Annotated in this window: 19 protein-coding genes; 7 read left to right on the forward strand and 12 right to left on the reverse strand. The window is 43.9% G+C overall.

The features are described 5' to 3' along the window. Nucleotides 1–97 precede the first annotated feature (97 nt). Nucleotides 98–1,555 carry a type III PLP-dependent enzyme domain-containing protein gene (locus EWU21_RS05940; protein ID WP_130895903.1) on the forward strand — a complete coding sequence of 486 codons (1,458 nt, stop codon included), beginning with the start codon at nt 98–100 and terminating at the stop codon, nt 1,553–1,555. A gap of 98 nt (nt 1,556–1,653) precedes the next feature. Here the strand turns inward: EWU21_RS05940 and glpK are convergent, their stop codons facing one another. Both glpK and EWU21_RS05950 read right to left on the reverse strand, forming a co-directional pair. After that, complete coding sequence (glpK, locus tag EWU21_RS05945) at nt 1,654–3,144, reverse strand: glycerol kinase GlpK (protein ID WP_130895904.1); 1,491 nt, start codon at nt 3,142–3,144, stop codon at nt 1,654–1,656. Between the two features lie 6 nt (nt 3,145–3,150). Next, nucleotides 3,151–3,852 carry an MIP/aquaporin family protein gene (locus EWU21_RS05950; RefSeq protein WP_130895905.1) on the reverse strand — a complete coding sequence of 234 codons (702 nt, stop codon included), beginning with the start codon at nt 3,850–3,852 and terminating at the stop codon, nt 3,151–3,153. Nucleotides 3,853–3,940: 88 nt separating this feature from the next. Here EWU21_RS05950 and ruvB point away from each other — a divergent pair, with 88 nt between their 5' ends. Both ruvB and EWU21_RS05960 read left to right on the forward strand, forming a co-directional pair. Beyond that, a complete protein-coding gene (gene ruvB, locus EWU21_RS05955) occupies nt 3,941–4,966 on the forward strand; it encodes a Holliday junction branch migration DNA helicase RuvB (protein ID WP_130895906.1) in 1,026 nt (341 codons plus the stop codon). A 9-nt stretch (nt 4,967–4,975) separates the two neighbouring features. After that, nucleotides 4,976–7,078, forward strand: coding sequence for a prolyl oligopeptidase family serine peptidase (locus tag EWU21_RS05960; RefSeq protein ID WP_236633192.1), 2,103 nt, complete (start codon nt 4,976–4,978; stop codon nt 7,076–7,078). Nucleotides 7,079–7,135: 57 nt separating this feature from the next. Here the strand turns inward: EWU21_RS05960 and EWU21_RS05965 are convergent, their stop codons facing one another. Then, on the reverse strand, nt 7,136–7,939 hold the full coding sequence (locus tag EWU21_RS05965; RefSeq protein WP_130895907.1) for a T9SS type A sorting domain-containing protein: 804 nt from the start codon (nt 7,937–7,939) through the stop codon (nt 7,136–7,138). Between the two features lie 121 nt (nt 7,940–8,060). On the opposite strand from EWU21_RS05965, the gene EWU21_RS05970 reads away from it, so the two are divergent. Together EWU21_RS05970 and EWU21_RS05975 are read left to right on the forward strand one after the other, a co-directional pair. Beyond that, nucleotides 8,061–9,746 carry a sensor histidine kinase gene (locus EWU21_RS05970; RefSeq protein WP_130895908.1) on the forward strand — a complete coding sequence of 562 codons (1,686 nt, stop codon included), beginning with the start codon at nt 8,061–8,063 and terminating at the stop codon, nt 9,744–9,746. Then, nucleotides 9,730–10,431: a response regulator transcription factor gene (locus EWU21_RS05975; RefSeq protein ID WP_130895909.1), complete on the forward strand. Its 702-nt coding sequence runs from the start codon at nt 9,730–9,732 to the stop codon at nt 10,429–10,431. Before EWU21_RS05970 ends, EWU21_RS05975 begins: the two co-directional genes overlap by 17 nt. Here the strand turns inward: EWU21_RS05975 and serS are convergent. The 4 genes from serS to EWU21_RS05995 form a co-directional block, all read right to left on the reverse strand. Beyond that, a complete protein-coding gene (gene serS / locus EWU21_RS05980) occupies nt 10,428–11,699 on the reverse strand; it encodes a serine--tRNA ligase (RefSeq protein ID WP_130895910.1) in 1,272 nt (423 codons plus the stop codon). The genes EWU21_RS05975 and serS overlap by 4 nt on opposite strands. Before the next feature lie 10 nt (nt 11,700–11,709). Then, nucleotides 11,710–13,029, reverse strand: coding sequence for an aspartate kinase (locus tag EWU21_RS05985; protein WP_130895911.1), 1,320 nt, complete (start codon nt 13,027–13,029; stop codon nt 11,710–11,712). Nucleotides 13,030–13,040: 11 nt separating this feature from the next. Continuing rightward, nucleotides 13,041–13,517: a 6,7-dimethyl-8-ribityllumazine synthase gene (gene ribH, locus EWU21_RS05990; protein ID WP_130895912.1), complete on the reverse strand. Its 477-nt coding sequence runs from the start codon at nt 13,515–13,517 to the stop codon at nt 13,041–13,043. Nucleotides 13,518–13,588: 71 nt separating this feature from the next. Beyond that, the gene (locus EWU21_RS05995) at nt 13,589–14,266 is read right to left on the reverse strand and encodes a tetratricopeptide repeat protein (protein ID WP_130895913.1); all 678 of its coding nucleotides are present in this window, start codon (nt 14,264–14,266) and stop codon (nt 13,589–13,591) included. 133 nt (nt 14,267–14,399) lie between these two features. Here EWU21_RS05995 and EWU21_RS06000 point away from each other — a divergent pair, with 133 nt between their 5' ends. Beyond that, on the forward strand, nt 14,400–15,926 hold the full coding sequence (locus tag EWU21_RS06000; RefSeq protein ID WP_130895914.1) for a glycerol-3-phosphate dehydrogenase/oxidase: 1,527 nt from the start codon (nt 14,400–14,402) through the stop codon (nt 15,924–15,926). 2 nt (nt 15,927–15,928) lie between these two features. On the opposite strand, the gene EWU21_RS06005 is transcribed toward EWU21_RS06000, so the two are convergent. Further along, the gene (locus tag EWU21_RS06005) at nt 15,929–16,150 is read right to left on the reverse strand and encodes a DUF2795 domain-containing protein (protein WP_130895915.1); all 222 of its coding nucleotides are present in this window, start codon (nt 16,148–16,150) and stop codon (nt 15,929–15,931) included. Nucleotides 16,151–16,303: 153 nt separating this feature from the next. Between EWU21_RS06005 and EWU21_RS06010 the strand changes: the two genes are divergently transcribed. Then, nucleotides 16,304–17,068: a copper homeostasis protein CutC gene (locus EWU21_RS06010; protein WP_130895916.1), complete on the forward strand. Its 765-nt coding sequence runs from the start codon at nt 16,304–16,306 to the stop codon at nt 17,066–17,068. On the opposite strand, the gene ftsZ is transcribed toward EWU21_RS06010, so the two are convergent. The 4 genes from ftsZ to EWU21_RS06030 are packed head-to-tail and all read right to left on the reverse strand — an operon-like array spanning nt 17,054 to nt 22,388. Beyond that, nucleotides 17,054–18,331: a cell division protein FtsZ gene (ftsZ, locus tag EWU21_RS06015; protein WP_130895917.1), complete on the reverse strand. Its 1,278-nt coding sequence runs from the start codon at nt 18,329–18,331 to the stop codon at nt 17,054–17,056. The two genes, EWU21_RS06010 and ftsZ, sit on opposite strands and share 15 nt — an antisense overlap. 51 nt (nt 18,332–18,382) lie before the next feature. Continuing rightward, a complete protein-coding gene (locus EWU21_RS06020) occupies nt 18,383–19,861 on the reverse strand; it encodes a M20/M25/M40 family metallo-hydrolase (protein ID WP_130895918.1) in 1,479 nt (492 codons plus the stop codon). Between the two features lie 53 nt (nt 19,862–19,914). Next, nucleotides 19,915–21,441 (reverse strand): YifB family Mg chelatase-like AAA ATPase, encoded by a 1,527-nt coding sequence (locus tag EWU21_RS06025; RefSeq protein ID WP_130895919.1) that lies wholly within the window; start codon nt 21,439–21,441, stop codon nt 19,915–19,917. A gap of 41 nt (nt 21,442–21,482) precedes the next feature. Further along, nucleotides 21,483–22,388: a S66 peptidase family protein gene (locus EWU21_RS06030; RefSeq protein ID WP_130895920.1), complete on the reverse strand. Its 906-nt coding sequence runs from the start codon at nt 22,386–22,388 to the stop codon at nt 21,483–21,485. Nucleotides 22,389–22,546: the final 158 nt, after the last annotated feature.

Here is a 22,546-nt window from a genome sequence, read left to right on the forward strand (position 1 = left end):
TTAATAGGGATTTGTCTTGCAAAGTACATACTTTTATTGCAGTTTTGCACGTTTTTCCACAAACTCGAGGTGAACTCGGGTACATTTAAACAGAAGGATGAAAAATTACATCGATCTAATTGACCAAACCATCGAGTTTCCTACTCGGGAGTTCAATATCAATGAGAACAATGAATTGTTGTTTAACAATGTGCCTTTAATGGAAATCATTAAGCAATATGGTACGCCTTTAAAGGTTTCCTATTTGCCTAAAATTTCTGAACACATCGAGAATGCGAAACTTCTCTTTAGAAATGCGATCAAAAAGTACAACTACAAAGGAAACTATACCTATTGCTATTGTACGAAATCGTCACATTTCTCTTTCATTTTAGAGGAAGTTTTGAAGCAAAATGTACACTTAGAAACGTCTAGCGCCTTTGATATTCCGATCATTCGCGATATGTACAACCAAGGGAAAATCTCTAAATCGACTTACATTCTTTGCAATGGCTATAAACAGCCGTTGTATACCCAATACATTTCGGAGTTAATTAATGACGGATTCAACTGTATTCCCGTTTTAGATAACCTGAAAGAGATCGATTTCTACGAGAAATCGGTGACTGCAGAAAAAGTGAACATCGCTATTCGTATTGCGACAGATGAAGAGCCTGATTTCGCTTTCTATACCTCTCGTTTAGGATTACGTTATTCGGATGTAAACACCCTTTATAACGAAAAAATTAAGCCTAATCCACGTTTTAATTTGAAGATGTTGCACTTCTTCATTAATACAGGAATTAAGGATTCAGCTTATTATTGGTCTGAATTAAGCCGTTTCGTTTACAAGTATTGCGAGATGAAGAAGATCTGTCCAGAATTGGATTCGATCGATTTAGGCGGAGGCTTACCTATCCAGACCTCTTTGCAATTCAATTATGATTACCAAGCAATGGTCGACGAAATCGTTGAGTCGATCTCTTGGATTTGCAACAAAAACAACGTTCCAGTACCTAACATCTTTACGGAGTTTGGATCCTACACCGTAGGTGAAAGCGGCGCTGTTTTGTATGAGATTATTGACCAAAAACTGCAGAATGACAAGGAGCTTTGGTACATGATCGACGGATCGTTCATTACGCAATTGCCGGATTCTTGGGGTATGAACCAGAAATACATTATGTTGCCGGTGAATAACTGGGGTTTACCTTATCAAAAGGTCAACCTAGGTGGTTTGACCTGCGACTCGATGGATTTCTATAATACAGAAGCGCATAGCTCCGATTTATACTTGCCTATTTTTGAAGAGGAATCAGAACGTCAATACGTAGGGTTCTTCCATACGGGAGCCTATCAAGAATCTTTAGGAGGTTATGGTGGAATTCAACATTGCTTGATTCCTGCTCCTAAGCACGTGATTATCGACCGGTTAGAAGATGGTACGATCACGACTCGCTTGTTCTCAGAGGAACAAAAGAGTGCACCGATGTTAGATATTTTAGGATACCAGCATTCAGAACCTGTTACCGCTAAAAAGGAAACACCTGCAAAAGCGAAGTTAGCTTCGGTCTAAGATGAAAAAAGGAATCTTGATTCTGGCTTTAGCCTGCGCATTGATCTCTTGTTCGAGACAAGCCGCTTGCCCAGCCTATGGAATGACCCGTGCGAATACTAATCCTCCCAGTCAAAGGTTTTAGCCACCGCTTTCTTCCATTGCTTGCGGTAATGCGCTCGCTTATCGGAATCCATCGCTGGTTTCCAGGTATGCGCAATGCCCCAATTCTTTCGTAGATCATCCAAGTTTGCCCAATAACCTACGGCAAGTCCAGCCGCATACGCTGCGCCTAGGGCTGTGGTTTCGATAATCTTTGGACAGATCACCTCTTCCCCAATAATATCAGACTGAAACTGCATCAATAATTGATTTACGACCATCCCACCATCTACTCGAAGAGAGGCGATCGGGATGCCTGCATCTTTTTCCATCGCTTCGAGTACTTCCCAAGTTTGGAAAGCCGTTGCCTCTAGGGCTGCACGGGCAATATGTGATTTATTAATATAGCGCGTTAAACCTACTAAAGCTCCGCGCGCATCTTGTTTCCAATAGGGTGCGTATAAGCCTGAAAAGGCGGGCACGAAATAGCATCCCCCATTATCGTCCACGAGTTTTGCTAATTTTTCGATGTCTGGACTATGTTTAATGATGCCCAGATTATCGCGTAACCATTGAACCAGTGCGCCCGTAATGGCCACAGAACCTTCCAGTGCATAATGCACAGGCTCATTGCCTAATTGGTAGGCAACCGTAGTTAAGAGGCCAAATTGGGATGGAATCGCTTTCGTTCCCGTATTCATTAGTAAGAAACAGCCGGTTCCATAGGTATTTTTTCCTTGGCCGGGATTGAAGCAAGTTTGGCCTACTAAAGCCGCTTGTTGATCACCTAAAATGCCCGCTAACGGAACGCCACCAAGCACTCCTTTTGCTTTCGCATACACTAATGAACTAGATTTAATTTCCGGAAGCATCGCTTTAGGGATGCTTAGTACGTTCAGAATCTCCTCGTCCCAAGCACAAGTTTGTAAATCCATTAACTGGGTGCGGCTAGCATTCGTAACATCAGTGATGTGAATTCCGCCATCAACTCCGCCTGTTAAATGCCAAGCGATGAAGGTATCCATGGTACCGAAAAGCGCATCGCCTTTCTCCGCATCCGCTCGCAATCCGTCGATATTAGTTAATAACCAGCGCAGTTTTAAACCACTAAAATAGGTGGCTAGAGGAAGACCCGTTTTAGCTCTAAAACGATCCATTCCGCCATCCTTCGCTAGTTCTGCTAGTTCAGAACCTACGCGTGTATCTTGCCAAACAATCGCATTATAATACGCCTTGCCCGTTTTTTTATTCCAAACGACCGTTGTTTCACGCTGGTTCGTTATTCCTACCGCCGCTAAATCTTTCGCAGAAAGGTTCGCTTTCCCGAGCGCCAGACCGATCACCTCTTGGGTATTTTTCCAAATCTCGTGTGAATCATGCTCCACCCAGCCCGCTTGGGGGTAGATTTGTTGGTGCTCTTTTTGGCCTACAGAAATAATCTCTCCAGCCTTATTAAATATGATGAAACGAGAACTCGTAGTCCCCTGATCAATCGATCCTACGTACATAGTTTTTTAGTTGAGGGTCAAAATGAAAGCACCTAAAACAGCTCCCGCCGCTGGACCTAACACCGGAATCCAAGCGTAGTCCCAGCCAGAATCACCTTTGTTTGGGATCGGCAAAATAGCGTGCATAATACGTGGGCCTAAATCACGTGCTGGATTAATTGCATAACCGGTCGTTCCACCTAAACCAAGGCCGATCGCCCATACTAAAATTCCCACCATAAAGGGCCCTAAACCTGTTTCAATCGTAGAAAAAGTCCCTAAAGCGACTACGGCGAGGGCAGAGGCAAAGGCTTCTGAAATAAAATTGAAGGGGGTATTTTTAATCGCTGGATCCGTGCAAAACGAAGCGCGAATGGCACCTTTATCTTCTGTTACATCGTAATGAGGCTTGTAATGCAACCAAACCAATAGTTGACCTAACATCGCTCCTAAAAGCTGAGCCCCAATAAACGTAGGGAATAAACTCCAATCCCCTGATTTCACACAACCTGCAATCGTTACGATGGGATTTAAGTGAGCCCCTGAGCTACCAAAATAGGTAGAAACATAGATCGCAACCGTTACTGCGAAGGCCCAAGCCGCTGCGATGGCTAATAAACCAGTGCCATTTCCTTTTGTGTCTTTTAATAACATATTGGCAACAACGCCATTTCCGAGGTATAATAAGGTAGCAGTTCCGGCGAGTTCGCCGATGAAAATGGATGACATAGGTTGAGGTTCTATTTTTGGTTTTCCAAAACTATAAAATCTTCGCAATAAAAAAATTATCTTTGATTTCAATTTAGCTGAATGCCCTATGCGCGAAGATTATTTAACTGGAGATGCAGAATCCTTAAATCCACAGGAAAAGGAGTTTGACAAAGCACTACGTCCGCTGAGTTTTCTCGATTTCTCTGGACAAGGTAAGATTGTCGATAACTTGCAAATCTTCGTAGGGGCTGCGAAAGCGCGCGAGGAGGCATTGGATCACGTCTTGTTGCACGGGCCTCCGGGTTTAGGAAAGACCACCTTGTCGCACATTATCGCGAATGAATTAGGTTCTAGTTTGAAGATTTCATCTGGTCCAGTGCTCGACAAACCCTCTGATTTAGCGGGTTTGCTAACGAATTTGCAACCCTACGACGTTTTATTTATTGATGAAATTCACCGCTTGAACCCCATCGTCGAAGAATATTTGTATTCTGCCATGGAGGATTACAAGATTGATATCATGTTAGATTCTGGTCCGAATGCGCGCAGTATTCAGATTGGTTTGAATCCCTTTACTTTAATTGGGGCTACAACAAGAGCCGGTCTTTTGACCTCTCCTTTGCGTGCGCGTTTTGGGATTAATGCACGTTTAGAATATTATGACGCCGCTTTATTGACCAAAATCGTAAAGCGCTCTGCCTCCATTTTGGATATGCCTATCGACGAATCAGGGGCCTACGAAATTGCCAGACGTAGCCGCGGTACGCCACGTATTGCGAATAATTTATTGCGTCGCACGCGGGACTTTGCCCAAATGAAAGGCAATGGTTCGATCGATGTCAAGATCGCCGAAATAGCCTTGAATGCCTTGGATGTAGACCAAAATGGTCTGGATGAGATGGATAACCGCATTCTTTTGACCATTATTGAGAAATTTAAAGGTGGTCCAGTGGGCCTAACGACAATTGCAACGGCCTGCGGCGAGGAGGCTGAAACCATCGAAGAAGTGTATGAACCTTTTTTAATCCAAGAGGGATTCTTGAAGCGTACCTCCAGAGGGCGTGAGGCGACAGAGAAAGCTTACCGCCACGTAGGGATTGCGCCTAGAGCTGAAACTGGATCGTTATTTTAATCTATACCTATGTCAACAAGAAAAATGTTAATCGCAGGAATGATGTTTGTTTCTGCGTCTGCTTTGGCCCAAATGAAATACCCACACACGAAGAAAATCGATCACGTCGATAACTACCACGGAACGCAGGTCGAGGATCCTTATCGCTGGTTAGAGGACGATAATAGTGAAGAAACGAAGGCTTGGGTGAAAGCGCAAAACGAAGTTAGTTTCGGTTATTTAAACCAAATTCCGCTTCGCGAAGAATTCAAAAAGCGCATCGAAGCCCTCAGTAATTATGAAAAGATTTCCGCTCCTTCCCGCAAAGGAGAATGGTATTATTTCTACAAAAACAGCGGTTTGCAGAATCAATCGGTGTTATTCCGTCAAAAAGGCTTGAACGGGAAACCAGAACAAGTCATTGACCCGAATACCTTATCAAAAGACGGTACCACTCGTTTAACCGTATTTTCGTTAGATAAAAAAGGTAAATATGCCTGCGTGGGATTAAGCCTAAGCGGCAGCGACTGGCAAACCTATTACGTTCGGGATATGGAAACGGGTAAAAACCTCGCGGACGAATTGAGCTGGGTGAAAGTGAGTGGTGTGGCTTGGAAAGGCAACGGCTTTTTCTATTCACGCTATCCTGAACCGGGTAAAGGGAAAGAATTAAGTACGAAAAACGAGAACCACCAAGTGTGGTTTCACACGGTAGGAACGCCGCAATCACAAGATCAATTAATTTACGAGGATCCTAAAAACCCACAAAGATTCCATACGGTTAGCACCTCGGATGATGAGCGCTTTGCGTTCTTGACGATTTCGGATCGCGGGAAAGGTTTAGATGGAAATGCCTTGTGGATCATGGATGCGGCTAAAAAGGAAACGAAATTCAAGCCAATCGTCGCGGAGCCAGGTGAATATGATTTCAGTATCGTGGATAACGACGGCGACATCTTGATCTTAGAGACGAATGAGGGAGCACCGAATAAGAAAATTGTTCGCGTGGATCCGGCGCATCCTGAAAAAGCGAATTGGAAAACCATCGTCGCCGAAAAGCCGGAGCCTTTGCAAGGAGTCAATACGGTGGGGAAACGTTTGTTTTTGAATTATTCAAAAGATGTGACATCTCGCGTGATTAGCTACGATTATAACGGGAAAGAATTGGGTTCGGTTAGTTTACCAGGCCTAGGAAATGCCGGCGGTTTTGGCGGAGAGAAAGAGGATACATTTACCTTCTATACCTATTCTTCCTTCAATTTTCCACCCACGATTTACCGATATGACTTGGCGACTAATACGTCGACGGTATTCCAGAAGCCAACCTTAGCTTTTGATCCCACAGATTATACAGTTGTTCAAAAGTTCTATCCATCGAAAGATGGTACTCAAGTTCCGATGTTTATCGTCAGCAAAAAGGGTATTGAATTAAACGGTAAAAATCCAACGATACTGTATGGTTACGGCGGATTCAACATCAGTTCTACTCCTTCTTTCTCGGCTAGCCTTATTCCTTGGTTAGAAAAAGGAGGTATCTATGTGGTGGCTAATTTACGTGGCGGAAGTGAGTATGGCGAGAAATGGCACGAAGCGGGAATGAAATTGAAAAAGCAAAATGTGTTTGATGATTTCATTGCCGGAGCAGAATATTTGATTCGGGAGAAATACACTTCGCCAGCTTATCTAGCGGCCTCTGGTCGTTCAAATGGTGGTTTGTTAGTAGGGGCAGCGATTAACCAGCGTCCAGATTTATTTGCGGCAGCCTTGCCGGGTGTAGGTGTAATGGACATGTTACGTTTCCAAAAATTCACCATCGGCTGGAACTGGGTCGCAGATTACGGCAGCAGCGATAATGCGGAGGAATTCAAAGCCTTGTATGCATATTCGCCTTTACACAACATTAAAGCAATGAATTACCCAGCCACGATGGTCTTTACATCGGATCACGATGACCGAGTAGTTCCGGCTCACTCCTTTAAATATGCAGCCACGCTGCAGGAGAAGAATACGGCGGCTAAACCAATGATCATTCGAATTGATACGAATAGCGGACACGGTTCGTCGAACACCGCGAAGTTGATTGAACTGACGGCTGACTCCTATGCCTTCGTCCTGTATAACATGGGGAAATAAATAAAAAAAGCCTGGAAATAAATCTCCAGGCTTTTTCATTCTCAAACCTCAAGCGGACTATTTTACTTCTACTCTTCTAACTGCTCCGTCATTTCCTTGTGTAACGCGTAAAAAATAGACGCCTGCAGCGGCTTTCTTTAAGTCAATTTGTCCTAAGTAATCGCCTTGGAAATCTTTCACTGTTTCAGTTGCGATCTCTTTTCCGTTCACATCTGAAACGGCGATCGATACATTTCCTTTCGTAGGGGCTGTGAAATGGACATTGATCTTACCATTAAATGGTTGATTTTGCTTGCCAGAAAGACCTTGGATAGTTTTAGAACCTGTATCTTCTGCCCATTTTTGTAATTTTTTCAAGCCTTTCATTTTCATTCCTGGACCACCCATTGGGCCATCTAATTGAATGTTGAATTCTTTTTCTACCCCCTCAGGACCTCCTTCTCCGCGAAAGATCATCACATTAGCATCTCCTCCGTTAGCACCTGGAGCTCCCGGAGCCATAGCCATTCCTGGTCCACCGCGGCGAATAATTACACGCTTGTCAGCGCCCCCTTCTGCTCCGCCTTCGATTTGTTCGATGATGACATTGCCTGGATGGCCTGACATACGGGAGTGAGATTTGTTTACATCGACGCGAACGATTTTTCTCTTACCGCCTGATGAAGTCACGTTGATTTCTAAGGAGTCACTTAATTTTTTAACTTCGGCATCTACCTGATCGAGGTCATTGAATTTTTTCTCGATGATGCGTTCTTTGCCGTTTTCGTTGATGACGATTTTAACGGTTGCTTCTTTTTTTTCTTGTGCGAAAGCAGCTGTGGAAATACAAGCGGCTAAGGCAGTGATGAATAGGATTTTCATGAATTTGTTTTTTGATCCGATGCAAACTTACGAAAAGCGGTAGTTTACTACCTGTTAAAGAATGTTAATGTGATGAGCGGCTGCCATTAATCCATTACATTTGTAGCGAATTATTTTCTTTATGTCGAAACGTAAAATACGCTTGCTGATTGCCTTAATGTCGTTTGCCCTGTTAGGATTAATTGGGTTTCAGGCCTACTGGTTGCGTTTTATGGTAGAAGCAAAGCGAGAGAATTTTGCCAAAGACGTGCGCAATAGCCTCGAGCAAGTGGTCAGAAAACTGGAGAAGCAAGAGATTTTAGTATTAGCCGAACGGCAAAAAAAATTCGAAAGTGTGGCCACTAAGACGGCTAAACCGAAGCCGACTCCGGCATACGTTCCAGATCCCGTTATTCAAGAAGAACATCCCGTGCTAATACAACCACGCCAAGATGTTATTTTCGTTCGTAAATCATTTATGTTGCCGAACGGTCAATTAGCGGAGGTAACAGAGGAATATACGGTGGATGAAGATCCAGAAGAGTTAAAACAGCGCGTGCAAGTGGAAAAAGAGATGAATCGAATCATCAAACGCGAGCAACAAAAAATCTTAAAAAAGATGCGCCGTCGTTCGAATCGCGTCATTCAAAACTTGGGAGATCGCCAGTCTCAAATACAGGCAAAATTAGTGCAGGAGAAATCGGAGCGCCAAGATTTAGAGAAGGTATTACAGAAAACACAGTTAGCTAAAGAAGTATTCTCCGATTTCTTATTTAAAGAAAGACCGATACTTCAACGCATTCAACCAGGTTATTTAGATAGTTTGATTCGAAAGGAATTAGACGATAAGGGGGTGAATTTAACGTATTCTTTTGGTATTCAAAGTTCCCCTAAAACCTGGTCCTATATCTCCTCGCCAGAAATTAAGCAACAAAAGGCCGTATTTGAGGCAGCCTTGTTTCCGAATGATATTCACCCCTCTAAAAATGTGTTGAAGATTTATTTTCCAGACAGTGGTACGTATATCTGGCAAACGATGGGCCTCAGTTTAGCGGGTTCCGGTCTGTTATTATTGGTGATGATCGGCTGTTTTTACTTTGCTGTTTTGACGATTCTACGCCAAAAGAAATTGGCCTTAGTGAAGAATGACTTCATTAATAATATGACCCACGAGTTTAAGACGCCTATCACGTCGATCTCCCTGGCTACGCAATTATTACAAGAAGAGCTGAAGCCGGGAAAAAACGAGTCGATGCTGCGTTATTTGGGAATCATCAAAGAGGAAAATACGCGTTTAGGACAGCAAGTAGAACGGGTATTGCAGACTGCTCAAATGGAGCGGGAGGAAATCACGCTTAAACGCAAATCGGTCGATGTGGCGGCTCTCATTCAACACGTGGCAGAGATTAATGGGCCATTGCTTGATTCGGTCAATGGGGTTTTGTCGCTTCAATTAGCTGATTTGCCTCCCCATATTTCCCTCGATGAAGTACATATATCTAATGTGTTGAATAATTTAGTGGATAATGCGGTGAAGTATAGTCCTGCAAATCCGAAGGTTGAAATCAAGGCGCGAGAGCAGGATCAAGGAATTGTAATCGAAGTGAAAGACCAAGGAATGGGCATGCCTAAAGAAGCACTCAGCAATATTTTTGATGCCTTTTACCGCGTGCCTACAGGTAATGTCCATAACGTAAAAGGTTTCGGTTTAGGACTAAGCTACGTAAAGAAAATTGTGGAAGCCCACGGTGGAAAAGTGAACGTGAAAAGTAAATTAGGAGAAGGAAGTACATTTGAAATCTATTTGCCCTATGTCAAAGACGCCTGAAATTTTAGTCGCGGAGGATGATCCAAATTTAGGATTATTGTTAACAGAATTCTTGAAAAAGAAAGGTTATGCCGTTTCATGGGCCCAGAATGGGGACGAAGCGCTTGATTTATTCGTGAAGGGAAACTTCGATTTATGTCTATTAGACGTGATGATGCCTAAGAAAGACGGTTTTTCTTTGGCCAAAGACATCAGAGCAAATCACCAGCAAGTACCCATCATTTTCCTAACCGCGAAGTCGATGGAAGAAGACACCTTACAAGGCTTTAAAGTAGGGGCCGATGATTACTTGACCAAGCCCTTCTCCATGGAGGTGTTAGTGGCAAGAATGGAGGCCATTTTACGCAGAAGCCATTCGGATAAGTCTGTGCCTAGTTTAGCGGACGAAATTGCCTTAGGGAACTACACCTATATTCCGGGTAAAATGCGCTTAATAATCGGAGAAACGGAGCTAAAGTTCACCCCTAAGGAGAACGAATTAATGAAGCTTTTGTGCGAGAATCTGGGTCGTCCAGTGAGCAGAAGTTATGCCTTAAAGCTGATTTGGGGGGATGATACCTATTTCAACGCCAGAAGTATGGACGTATATATGACGAAGTTGCGCAAGATGCTAAAAGAAGACCCTCGCGTCCAGCTATTGAATCTGCACGGCGAGGGTTTCCGATTGAGTGTAGAAGGGCTCTAGTTAATGTGTGTGAAGCCCGTGTAAGGCACTAATGCTTCTGGAATCTTGATTCCGTCCGGGCCTTGGTTGTTTTCTAAGATAGACGCCACGATGCGAGGTAGGGCCAAAGCCGATCCATTCAACGTATGGCACAAGATCGATTTTCCATCGATTTTCGTTCTTAATTTCAAGCGATTCGCTTGGAAGGTTTCGAAGTTACTGACAGAACTTACCTCTAACCAACGGTTTTGGGCACCTGACCAGGCTTCCATATCGTAGGTTAAAGCCGAAGCAAATCCCATGTCTCCACCGCATAAACGCAAGACGCGGTAGTGCAATCCTAGCTTTTGAAGTAATCCCTGAACGTGTAGCGACATTTCTTCTAGAGCCGCATACGAGTTTTCTGGTTTGTGGATTTGAACGATTTCAATCTTGTCGAATTGGTGCAAGCGGTTCAAACCACGTACGTGTGCACCCCAAGATCCTGCTTCACGACGGAAACAAGGCGTGTGCCCCACGTTTTTAATCGGTAATTCTTTCTCATTGACGATGACATCTCGGTATAAGTTCGTGATAGGCACCTCAGCCGTCGGAATTAAGAATAAGCCCTCTTCTTTTGTGACATACATTTGGCCTTCTTTATCAGGCAATTGTCCTGTCCCAAAACCCGAATCTTCATTAATTAAGATGGGTGGTTGAATCTCATAATAACCCGCTTTGATCGCCTCATCTAAGAAGAAATTAATTAATGCGCGTTGTAAACGAGCCCCTTTTCCCTTGTAAACAGGGAAGCCGGCGCCTGTAATTTTATTGCCTAAATCGAAATCGATGATGTCGTATTTCTTGATCAAATCCCAGTGAGGCTGTGCGTCAGCAGGCAGCTCAGGTAGAGAGCCCCAGGTCAAAACGACCTCATTGTCATCCGCCGTTTTGCCTTGTGGCACAGAGCTGTGGGGAAGGTTAGGCAGAGTGACTAATAAATCAGTCAATTCTTTTTCTGCGGCTTTAGCAGCCTCTTCCATCTCCTTAATCGATGCTTTTAAGGCAGACGTTTCGGCACGCTTGCCTTCGGCTAATTCTTTTTGGCCGGATTGCATTAACGCACCTATTTCTTTCGCCGCCGCATTTGATTTCTCTAATGCGGATTCAGCTTGCTGCAATAGGGCTTTGCGTTGATCGTCTTGTGCGATCAATTTCGCAACGATTTCCGCCGCATTCGCCACATGCTTCTTTTGTAAACCGGCGATCGTGGTTTCTTGATTCGCGCGAATAAAGGGTAAGGTTAACATAGCTCGGTTTTTAGAAAAGTCCTTCGTTTAATGCGTTTAATGCGTCATTCTTGTGGGAAGCATCCACTAATAAAGAGATATTGTGCTCCGAAGCGCCATACGAAATCATGCGAATAGGAATCTTCTTGATGGCCTCTAATACCTTAATGGCAATGCCCTCTTTATCTGCCCAGAAATTACCCACGATGCAGATAATCACTTGGTTCATATCGGGATCTTCCAATTCTGCAAATTCACGTAATTCACTCATAATCGCGTCTAAATGCGTCGTTTGGTCGATGGTCACACTGACAGAAACTTCTGAAGTGGTGATCATATCCACCGGCGTTTTGTATTTTTCAAACACTTCAAATACGCGTTTCAAGAAGCCGTAGGCATTCAACATACGCGTCGAGTGAATGTAAATCGCAGTAATATTATCTTTTGCAGCAATCGCTTTAATCTCAATATCAGTCGATTTTTCTGAAATCAAGGTCCCAAAAGCACTCGGCTCCATCGTATTTTTCAACCGAACTGGAACGCCTTTCAACTTAGCCGGTGTAATCGTGCTTGGGTGTAGAATCTTAGCGCCAAAATAAGCTAATTCTGCCGCTTCAGCGAACGATAGCTCGCGGATAGGGAAGGTATTCTTCACGATACGAGGATCGTTATTGTGCATTCCATCGATGTCTGTCCAAATCTGGACCTCCTCCGCTTGAATGGCACCTCCAATAAGTGAAGCCGTATAATCCGATCCGCCACGCTTCAAGTTATCTACTTCACCAGCTGGGTTGCGGCAGATAAATCCTTGTGTAACGAATATTTGCTTATCCTTGACAGGAGCTAAAACTGCGGCTAGTTTTTGTTCGATAACTTTTAAAATGGGCTCGTTGTCTTCATCGATCACCATGAAATCTAAGGCGGGTAATAAAGCAGAGCTGATGCCTTCTTCTTGCAAGAATGCTTCGAAAATTTGGGTAGAGAGCAATTCGCCCAAGGCCACCATTTCCTTTTCCTGCTTCACTGTATAAGGCGAAGTAGCGATTAGGCTATCAATAAATGCAAACTCCTTAGCAACGATTGCCTGGCCTTGACCAAGTCCCGCAGGAGTGCTGTATAATTCGGTTAAGAATTGATCGTAATGTGCGCGCAATTCGCTTGCTTTCGCCTTTGCTTCTGACGGATTACCCGCGTTGAGCGATTCTGAAATCGATAGCAGGGTATTCGTACTGCCAGAAAGAGCAGAAAGTACCACGATTTTGGGTTGGCCATCTTCCGTAATTAGTTGACGGATAGACTTCATTCTCTCGGGTTTTCCTACGGAGGTACCTCCAAATTTCCAAACTTGCATATGTTCTCGTATTATATTCCTAACATTTTGATGGCAGTAATGGCCGCCTCATCGCCTTTATTTCCGTGCTTGCCGCCTGCGCGATCCATCGCTTGTTCTTGCGTATTAGGAGTTAAAACCCCAAAAATCACCGGCTTGTCAAACTTCAAACTCACATTCGTAATCCCATCCGCCACAGCCTGGCAGATGAAATCAAAGTGCCTTGTTTCACCTTGAATCACACAGCCTAGGCAAATGACCGCATCGATATTCGCCTGCTGCGCCATCTTCTGAGCGCCTAGGCTTAATTCGAAGCTACCTGGCACTTTGGCACTTATAATATTTTCTTCTTTTGCCCCGAACTTCAATAGCGTATCGTAGGCACCTGTATACAAGGCGTGGGTCACGTCGGTATTCCATTCAGATACGACGATGGCGAAGGTTTTACCGGAAATATCCGGTAGATTATCCGTTGTAAAATCGCTTAAGTTTTTTAACGCTGAAGACATAGTAGGGGGTTAAAAAAACAAGGGATAAAAGCTCAAGCTCTTATCCCTCATCCTATAATCTGTTCTAAAAATTATTCAGAGATAGAGCTTTCTAAGATCGCTTTGTATTTCTTCGCAGGGATTGATTCAGACGACTGACCGTATTTTTCTACGATGATGGAATACGTATCCACTGCTTCTTTCACTTGTTTATTTGCTTCGTAAGCGTTCGCTAATTTTAACAAATAGGTAGGAGTGAAGAATTTGTTCGGCTTGTGGTCCGCTGCTTTCTTATAGTAATCAATTGCGTCAGCGAATGATTTCTTTTCAGCATACGCATCTCCGATTAAAGAATAGGCGCGAGCTTGAACTAATAAATCTGAGCTAGAGAAGTTTTTCAATTTCTCAATCGATTGATCGAATTTTCCTTGCTTTAATAAGGTAATACCTAAGTATAAATCAGCTAAGTTTTGTGTATTTCCACCAAACTCGTCTGATACTTTCGCTAAATCTTTTGAAGCTGCTGCTAAAGAATCAGATTCAAAGGCATAAACCGCTTTGAATAATTTCTTCTCGCCTTCCGCATCTTGTGTAGCTGAATACCATTGGTATCCGAAATAGGCTGCTACCACTACTACGACTACGCCTAAGATCGTTGCAACGCTCGTTTTATTTTTGTCTACTAGTTCAGTCACTTTAGAAACTTCTTGTTGAAGCGCTTCAGGACTTTCGATAATTTCAATTGATTCTACTTTTTCTTTCTTTGCCATAAGGTCATTAATTCGGTTGGCAGATTGTTATAGGTGCCAAAGGACTGCAAAATTATAAAATCTCTTTCATTTTTATCCATATTAATGGAATCTTTTGCATTTTATTTTTCAATTTAGGGGTAAATAAACCTATATGTCCTTTAATCGCCTTGACCAGCTCCGTAAACTCAACGAGTCCTTCGATGTTTGTATCATCGGTGGCGGCGCAACGGGCGCTGGAGTAGCTTTGGATGCTACCTTGCGAGGCTATAAAGTCCTCTTAATTGAAAAAGGTGATTTCGCTAGCCAAACCTCTTCTAAATCGACCAAACTAGTCCATGGCGGCGTACGCTACTTGGAACAGGCGGTTCGGAATTTAGATTGGCATCAATTTAAAATGGTTTACAAGGCTTTGCACGAACGCAAGACCTTACTGCAGAACGCTCCCCATTTAGCGCATCCACTCGGTCTGTTAACACCTTGCTATACCCGCTGGGAACGCTGGTATTACCGAATCGGAATGTGGTTGTACGATAAAATCTCCGGAAGCACGAATTTGAAATCAAGCCGTGGTCTCAGTAAAAAAGAAATACAAACCGAATTCCCATCCATCGAATCCCATCATTTAAGAGGGGGCGTTTTGTATTATGATGGCCAATTGAATGACGCTCGCTATGCCCTAGCGATTTTAAAAGAAGCGGAGCGTTTAGGTGCTTGCGTATTGAATTACGCGCGTTTGGATTCGTTTGAACTAGGTCCTAAGAGTTTGAAAATAAAGAAAGTGCTTTTCACGGATCTTCGCTCAGAAGCCTCTTACACGATTCCTGTAAAGGCGGTGGTTAATGCGACTGGTCCGTTTACGGATTCCGTTAGAGTGCTCGCAAATCCGCGTTTGAAGCCTCGGATGAAAGTGAGTCGTGGAGCACATATTGTGTTGCCTGCTGAATTTTGGCAAGGAGAAACGGCCTTATTGATCCCTAAAACCGATGATGGTCGAGTGATTTTCGTCATACCATGGCGCGGTGCAGTCTTAGTAGGGACGACAGACGATCCAGATACCTTATCGGAAAACCCGGTTATTTTAGAGGCGGAAAAGGAATACCTCATCACCTATTTTAATCGCTATTCTGCGAAGAAAGCAAGCTTGACAGACATCGGTGCGACTTTTGTAGGCCAAAGACCGCTCTTGCAAGTCCAGCTCGATTCAGCCATGAATACCGATACAAAATCCTTAGTGCGTGATCACGAGGTGGAAGTGGATGGACGGTCTAAATTAGTGAGCATCATGGGTGGTAAGTGGACGACCTATCGCGTCATGGCTTCTGATACGCTTGACGTGTTAGAAAAGGAAGTGCTACACGTTTCTGCGAGTCCTTGTTTGACAAAAGATCATTCGCTTATTCCGCTCGCGTCAGTGGAGTTGCCATTAGGTGTTGCTGAGGATATAGTAGCCCATTTAGAAGAACTCTATGGTCCGGCAGCTGGCGAGGTGTATGCTTTCGGTTCGGAACGTTTACTGCCCAGCGAACCTTATCTTTCTGGAGAGTTAATCTACTTAAAGCAACACGAAATGGCGGAGACATGGGACGATGTGTTAGCGCGTCGTTGGGGTGTTTCGCTCAGAGATGAGGTACTTGCGGAAAAACTGCAAGCCACAAAAAAAGAGGCTTTCGCCTCTTGATTTTAATATTCGTCTTCGTTAAAGAAGAAGTCATCTTTCGTCGGATAATCCGGCCAAATTTCTTCAATACTTTCGAATGGTTGACCATCGTCTTCTAATTCTTGTAAGTTTTCAACCACCTCTAGTGGTGAACCCGTACGGATGGCGAAGTCGATTAATTCATCTTTTGACGCTGGCCATGGCGCGTCTTCTAAATAGGAGGCAAGTTCTAGTGTCCAATACATAGTTTATAGCTAATTTTTATTTCTAAAATAAACGAAGGGTTTTGCTTTAGGTAAACCCTTCCTGAGTGCAAAAGTAAAATAAAAATGTATTTATGAAAGATTTATTTTTTAAATTTTCATTAATTATCAAAACCTTGATTTAAACCCCCTTTTATGCGTTCATCTACTCCCGTTTCAGTTGAAGTCTGTGCTTATTCTTTGTTTTCTTGTCTTGCGGCAGATCGAGCGGGCGCACAACGGGTTGAACTTTGCGCATCCCCTTGGGAAGGCGGGACGACACCCAGTGCAGGGCTGGTAGAACAGGCGCTACAAGAAACTTCTTTAGAGATTCATGCGATGGTTCGCCCACGTGGGGGGGATTTTGTGTACGATGAAACGGAAAAGCAGACGATGCTAGCAGAGGCTCGTTCATTGATCGCTCAAGGGGTTCATGGAATTGTGGTAGGAGCACTCAAACCGAATGGAGATTTGGATGTGGAGTTTATGCAGGAGTTTCGCAAAATAGCGGGAGACCGCGAGCTAACTTGCCACCGGGCAATCGATGTGTCACGTGATCCCATTCAAGTGATGGAGGAACTAATTAGCCTTGGTTTTAATCGAATTTTGACTTCAGGAGGAAAGAATAAAGCCTTAGATGGAATAGAAAATTTGGCCGAATTAGTGGCGGCCGCTAAAGGACGCATTCAGATCATGGCTGGTAGCGGCGTTAACCCAATGAATTGTTTGGACTTCGTCCACATAGGAGTGGATGCGATTCACCTCAGTGCAAGAACCACGCGTAATTCGGAAATGGAGTATAGACGTCCGGGAATTTCGATGGGAGGAGTGGCGGAGATTTCGGAATTCGAGGTAGCCTACTCGAGCGAAGAAATCATTCGAGCGGCTATCCTTAAAATTCAAGATTTATTCAGCGAATAGATCCGTTGTTTGCCACGCCTTCTCAGGCATAGTCGTAATGTCATATAAACCTACTTCGGTACGCTTGTAGGTAGGGATTTTGAATTCGGTGTCAGAAACGTTTCCATTTTTGAATTTCTCGATCATCAAAGCAAAACGCGCTTCCTCTGAATCTGCTGCCGCCGGAGTGGCTGTTTCTAGTTCACCATCTAGTTCAACGCTATCGCCAGGATTTAAGAATACGGGAGCCGCTTTCTTTACCACTTTGCGCATACCGCCATCCATTCCACTCGAATCTTGCTCGAAGCCGGCTGCGATAACCGTTAAATATAAATCATCACCTAATTCTTCATCGGTTGAGAATCCGAATTTCACCATATCGGCTTGTGCATCGATTCGTTCGTTTAGGTATTCGATAATGGCGTCTTTTTCCCAAATCAACAAATCCTTCTCGCTACTCGTAGAAACAGTCACCAGGATGCGTTTCGCCCCTTTGATTTCTTGAGAGTTTAATAGGGGAGAATTCAACGCTTCGACGATCGCCGCCTTCGCTCTTTCTTCGCCTTTACCTAAAGCAGAACTCATCATGGCTTGCCCAGCATTCGTTAATACCTTTTTCACGTCCATGAAGTCCGTGTTGATATCACCTGGTTTAGCAATCACATCTACTACAGATTTCACCGCTTTCGCTAGTACGTCATCTGCTTTCGCGAAGGCGTGCTTTACCGCTAAATCCTTGTAGTGTTCTGATATTTTGTCATTCATGATCACCAAAACCGTATCGCAATACGCCTTCAGTTCTTCAATTCCGTCTCTTGCATATTGGATTTTCTCTTTTCCTTCCCAGTTATACGGGAATGAGACAACCGCCACCGTTAATAAATCACGGTCTCTAGCGATCTCTGCAACCACCGGAGCAGCCCCAGTTCCAGTTCCACCACCCATACCTGCGGTGATGAAAACCATCTTCGTTTCGTTCGAAAGCACCGCTTTGATCTTCTCTTGACTCTCCTGAGCGGCCTGCTTCCCTACTTCAGGATCCGTACCAGCTCCTAAACCCTGCTCACCTAATTTGATCTTCGTGCGAACCGTATTAGAGGCCAAAGCCTGTGAATCCGTATTGCAAATAATCAAATCGGCACCCTTTATCTTCAGGTTGTCCATGTGCTTCACCGCATTGGATCCGCCACCCCCAATTCCGATCACTTTGATGATGGATTTGAACGAGGTTTCCGGTACTACTTCGATTTGATGGTTAAAAAAGGAAGGATTTTGGCTACTCATAAGTCAAGGTAAATTTTCTAAAACGTAAAAATAATAGAATTCTGCTAATTTTTAGTTCCCCCAGCGCCATTCGTTGCCTAACTCTAGTTCGTGGCGAAGGTTGTGCTTGATGAAAAATTCTTTCGTTGAATAAAAGTCTAATTTCTTAGCGGGGATCTGATCTGCATTGCCTAAGGCATATAATAACATAGCGGTGTATTTCACCGTATTCTCCATTTCTTTTTTATTCACTAAGCTGAAGTCGTCGCAATTTGCGTGGTAGCAATCTAAGACGCTTCGGGTTAATTTTCCCAAAGGATCAGCCGCCGGAATTCCTTCCATTAAGAAAGTCTGGTTATCCGAATGCAATCCTGGTGAATTTTCTAATAGATTACCAAATTCCCCATCAATTGCCTTGATTTGATCCCCAATGGATTTCAATATAGGCATCATTTCATCCCGACCGCCGCCATTGAAACCATTGACGTTATTAGTCATGTCCAGATTGATCATGTATACCACCTCGTCCAGTTCGCCTAGTTTTTTAGCTCGTTCTACATAGGCTTTCGAACCTAAAAGACCTTCTTCCTCCCCCATAAAGGCTACGAATTCAATGGTTCGCTTGCTGCTTAATCCAAGGGCTTTGAACGTTCTAGCTATATCTAACACCGAGAAAGATCCAATTCCATTATCAATCGCGCCAGTAGCTAAATCCCACGAGTCTAAGTGTCCGCCGATGATAATTTTCTCGTTTCTTAATTTTGCGCTCGTTCCTTTCAGGGTGGCGACAACGTTTCGCGCCTTGATCGGTTTGCTTACATTATGCATTTCAATCAAACTTAATAAGCCAGGTTGATCTTTCATCCAACTTCTGATTTCAGTTCCGTTTTCTAACGAAATACAAACCGCTGGAATCGAAATTAAATTTCCGGTTACCGAAGCTGTGCCTGTTAATAGTACTTGCCCTTTTACTGTGTTAACAAAAATGACTCCTATGGCCCCATGTTGAATCGCTAAAGCCGTCTTTTCAGAGCGGTGTAAGTTTTTCGTTCCTGCGGCAGCCTCTAATAGACCGATATTTGCTAAAACCACTTTCCCTTTCACGTCTTTGCCCGTGTAATCAGCATCTAGGCCATTGCCTACATCCACTATTGTACCTTGAATGTTTGATTCTACAGGAGTCATGGCTAAAGACACGACAGGGACTTCTCTGAAATCATCTGATTTAGGAGGAGCAATGGATAAAGTTACCGTATCGCGCGCCCAAGCTTCCACTTGAAATCCTTGAAACTTAGTATCTTTAAATCCATATTCCTTGAGTAAACGATAGGCGTATTCTTCGGCCTTTTTTCCTTTGTCACTACCGGTTAATCTATGGCCTATGGTCTTGCACGCATCTCCTAACGTTTTGTACGCTTTCGAGTGCATTTCAACTTCTTCTTTGATTTTTTTGAAAACGCCTTTCCATTCTTGTTCTCCCTCCACAGGAGTAAATGAACTGGTGAAAAGGGTCACCGATAAGGCTAAAATTCCAAGGGTCAATTTTCTCATACTTGATTTTGAATTATCACCTTAAATGTAGGCTTTTTCGTCGAATAACGCAATTAGCCTGACCAATTTTCACGATCTAAATTTCGGTAAGTGATGGCCTCAGCAAGATGTTTCGCTTGTATCGTTGACGAATGAGCGAGGTCTGCAATGGTTCGTGCCATTTTTAAAATTCGATCGTGAGCTCGAGCGGATAATTGCAGTTTTTCAATGGCGCTTTCCAAGAGATTAGAGGAGGGAGAATCGAGTAGGCAAACTTGTTTAACCTGCTCTGAATTCATCTCCGCATTCGTTTGAATTTTACGGGTATTTTGAAATCGGAGGAGCTGTTTTTCTCTAGCTGCAATGACCCGTTCTCGAATCAAGGCACTTGATTCACTCGCCTTCCCATTAAACATTTCAGGATATTTTAATGGAAATACCTCTAAATGCATATCGATGCGGTCTAATAAGGGACCAGAAATGCGGTGCAAATACCGATCTACTTGAAAGGGTTTGCAGGTACAGGGTTTATCAGGATGATGGAAATAGCCACAAGGGCAGGGGTTCATCGCGGAGATCAATAAAAAATTGGCTGGAAATTCTACCGTCCCGTGTGCACGGGAAATAGGTACTTTTCGTTCCTCCAAAGGTTGCCTTAACAGTTCCAAAACGTGGCGTTGAAATTCCGGGAGTTCATCTAAAAATAAGACCCCCTGGTGTGCAAGCGAGATTTCGCCAGGGTGAGGATTCGTGCGTCCTCCAATTAAAGCTGGCGCTGTGATGCTGTGGTGCAGGGCACGAAATGGCCGTTCTGTAACTAATGGGTTTTCGGAACTTAGCTTTCCCACGATTGAGTGGATTTGTGTAGTCTCGATGATCTCCCGAAGGCTCATGGGTGGCATAATAGAAGGGATACGCTTTGCCATCATCGTTTTGCCTGCGCCTGGAGGACCTACTAGAAGCAGATTGTGTCCGCCAGCTACCGCAATTTCGATCGCACGTTTTGCCTTTTCTTGGCCTTTAATTTGGGAAAAATCATCTTCGTATAGAATCGCCTGTTGACCGATGTTAGGTGCTTTCACAGGCGCTTGCGTTCTGCCATGCAAGAAGCGAATCGTGTCTCGCAAAGTAGCCATGCCAAAAATCGATATTCCATCAATCAAGGCGGCCTCGATGGCATTTTCACGCGGGAGGATGAGCGATTTGATGCCTTGCTTTTTAGCCTCAATCGCCATGGAAAGCGCGCCTTTGATGGGTCGAATTTCTCCAGTTAGCGATAGCTCTCCCATAATTAGATAGTCAGAAAGTCCAATCATCTTTGTCTGTTCAGACGCTTGTAGTAATCCCAATGCAATAGGAAGGTCGTATCCTGAGCCTTCCTTGCGAATGTCCGCGGGGGCGAGGTTGATGACCACTTTTCGGCGAGGAAAGAAATAGCCGATTTGCTTGATGGCAGATTCGACGCGTTGAATGGATTCCTTAATGGTGGAATCGGGGAGGCCCACTAAATAACATTTGGATCCTTGACCTACGTGGGTTTCAATGGTGATAATGGAGGCATGAATGCCTACGAGGGCACTGCCAAAAGTTTTTGCTAACATAGTGGTCGTTTAAGACACAATGTTAAGCGAACAATTCCGAATTACATATCAGTTAATTGGACACCTTCCGTATTTACCAACAACTTGGTTTTTACCCCTAAAACCAACGGCTGGTTATTGGGAATATGACCCGCCGGAAAATCGAAAGCGATGGGGAAAGAAGTCCCAGAAGTGTGTTCCGCTACTAATTCGAAAGCTGTTTTACCAATCGTCAGACTGGCTTCCTGACAGTCCGTAAATCCACCCACGATGAGACCGGCTAGGTTTTGGAACATACCAGCTCTTTTTAGTTGCAAAAGCATCCGATCTACGTGGTACAAACGTTCGCCTATTTCTTCTAAAAATAAGATTTTCCCAGCTGTTTGAGAAAAAGTAGGGGAGCCCACTAAATGGCATAAAAGCGATAAATTTCCACCAATAATCTCTGCGTAGGCCTCACCTAAGCGGTTCAAGGGGTGCGCTGGAGTTGATACCGATAACACACCCTCAAAGAGCGCAGTATACAAGTTTTGGAGGGCAGATTCTCCGCCACTTTGGCAAAAATTATGGGGCATAGGACCGTGGATACTGGCAAAACCTAAGCGATCTACCTCGCATAAAAGGGCGGTGATGTCAGAGAAGCCAACAATCCATTTGGGATTCGATATAAAACCTGAAAAATCCAGCGAATCTAACAATCGAGAGGACCCATATCCACCTCGAATTGGGAAAATGGCCTTAATCTGAGGGTCATCCAGCATTTGCTGCAAATCAGTTAGACGTTCAGCATCCGTGCCGCCTAAACCAAAATGCCGTGACAAATAATGGGGCGCCTTCCGCACGCGAAGTCCCCAGCTTTCTAACACCGCTACTCCTTGTTTCCAATTTTCCGTGGGAGGAAAAGAAGCAGGAGATAGAATCGCGACTTCGTCGCCAGGTTGTAAATACGGGGGAATAATCCGAGTCATAGCGTAAATATCTGCTTTTTTTTAGGATCCTCAAATGCTAAATTTCGTAATATTGTAAAAAAAATCCCTTATCGCACCCATTGATTTAAATCTTGTCCATCCTATTTACAACCCGCATCCGGGCTGGGCGGAGGAATTAGTGCATTATTATACTTTAT

The sequence above is a fragment of the Aquirufa antheringensis genome, from assembly GCF_004307425.1.
GTDB classification, from domain to species: Bacteria; Bacteroidota; Bacteroidia; order Cytophagales; family Spirosomataceae; genus Aquirufa; species Aquirufa antheringensis.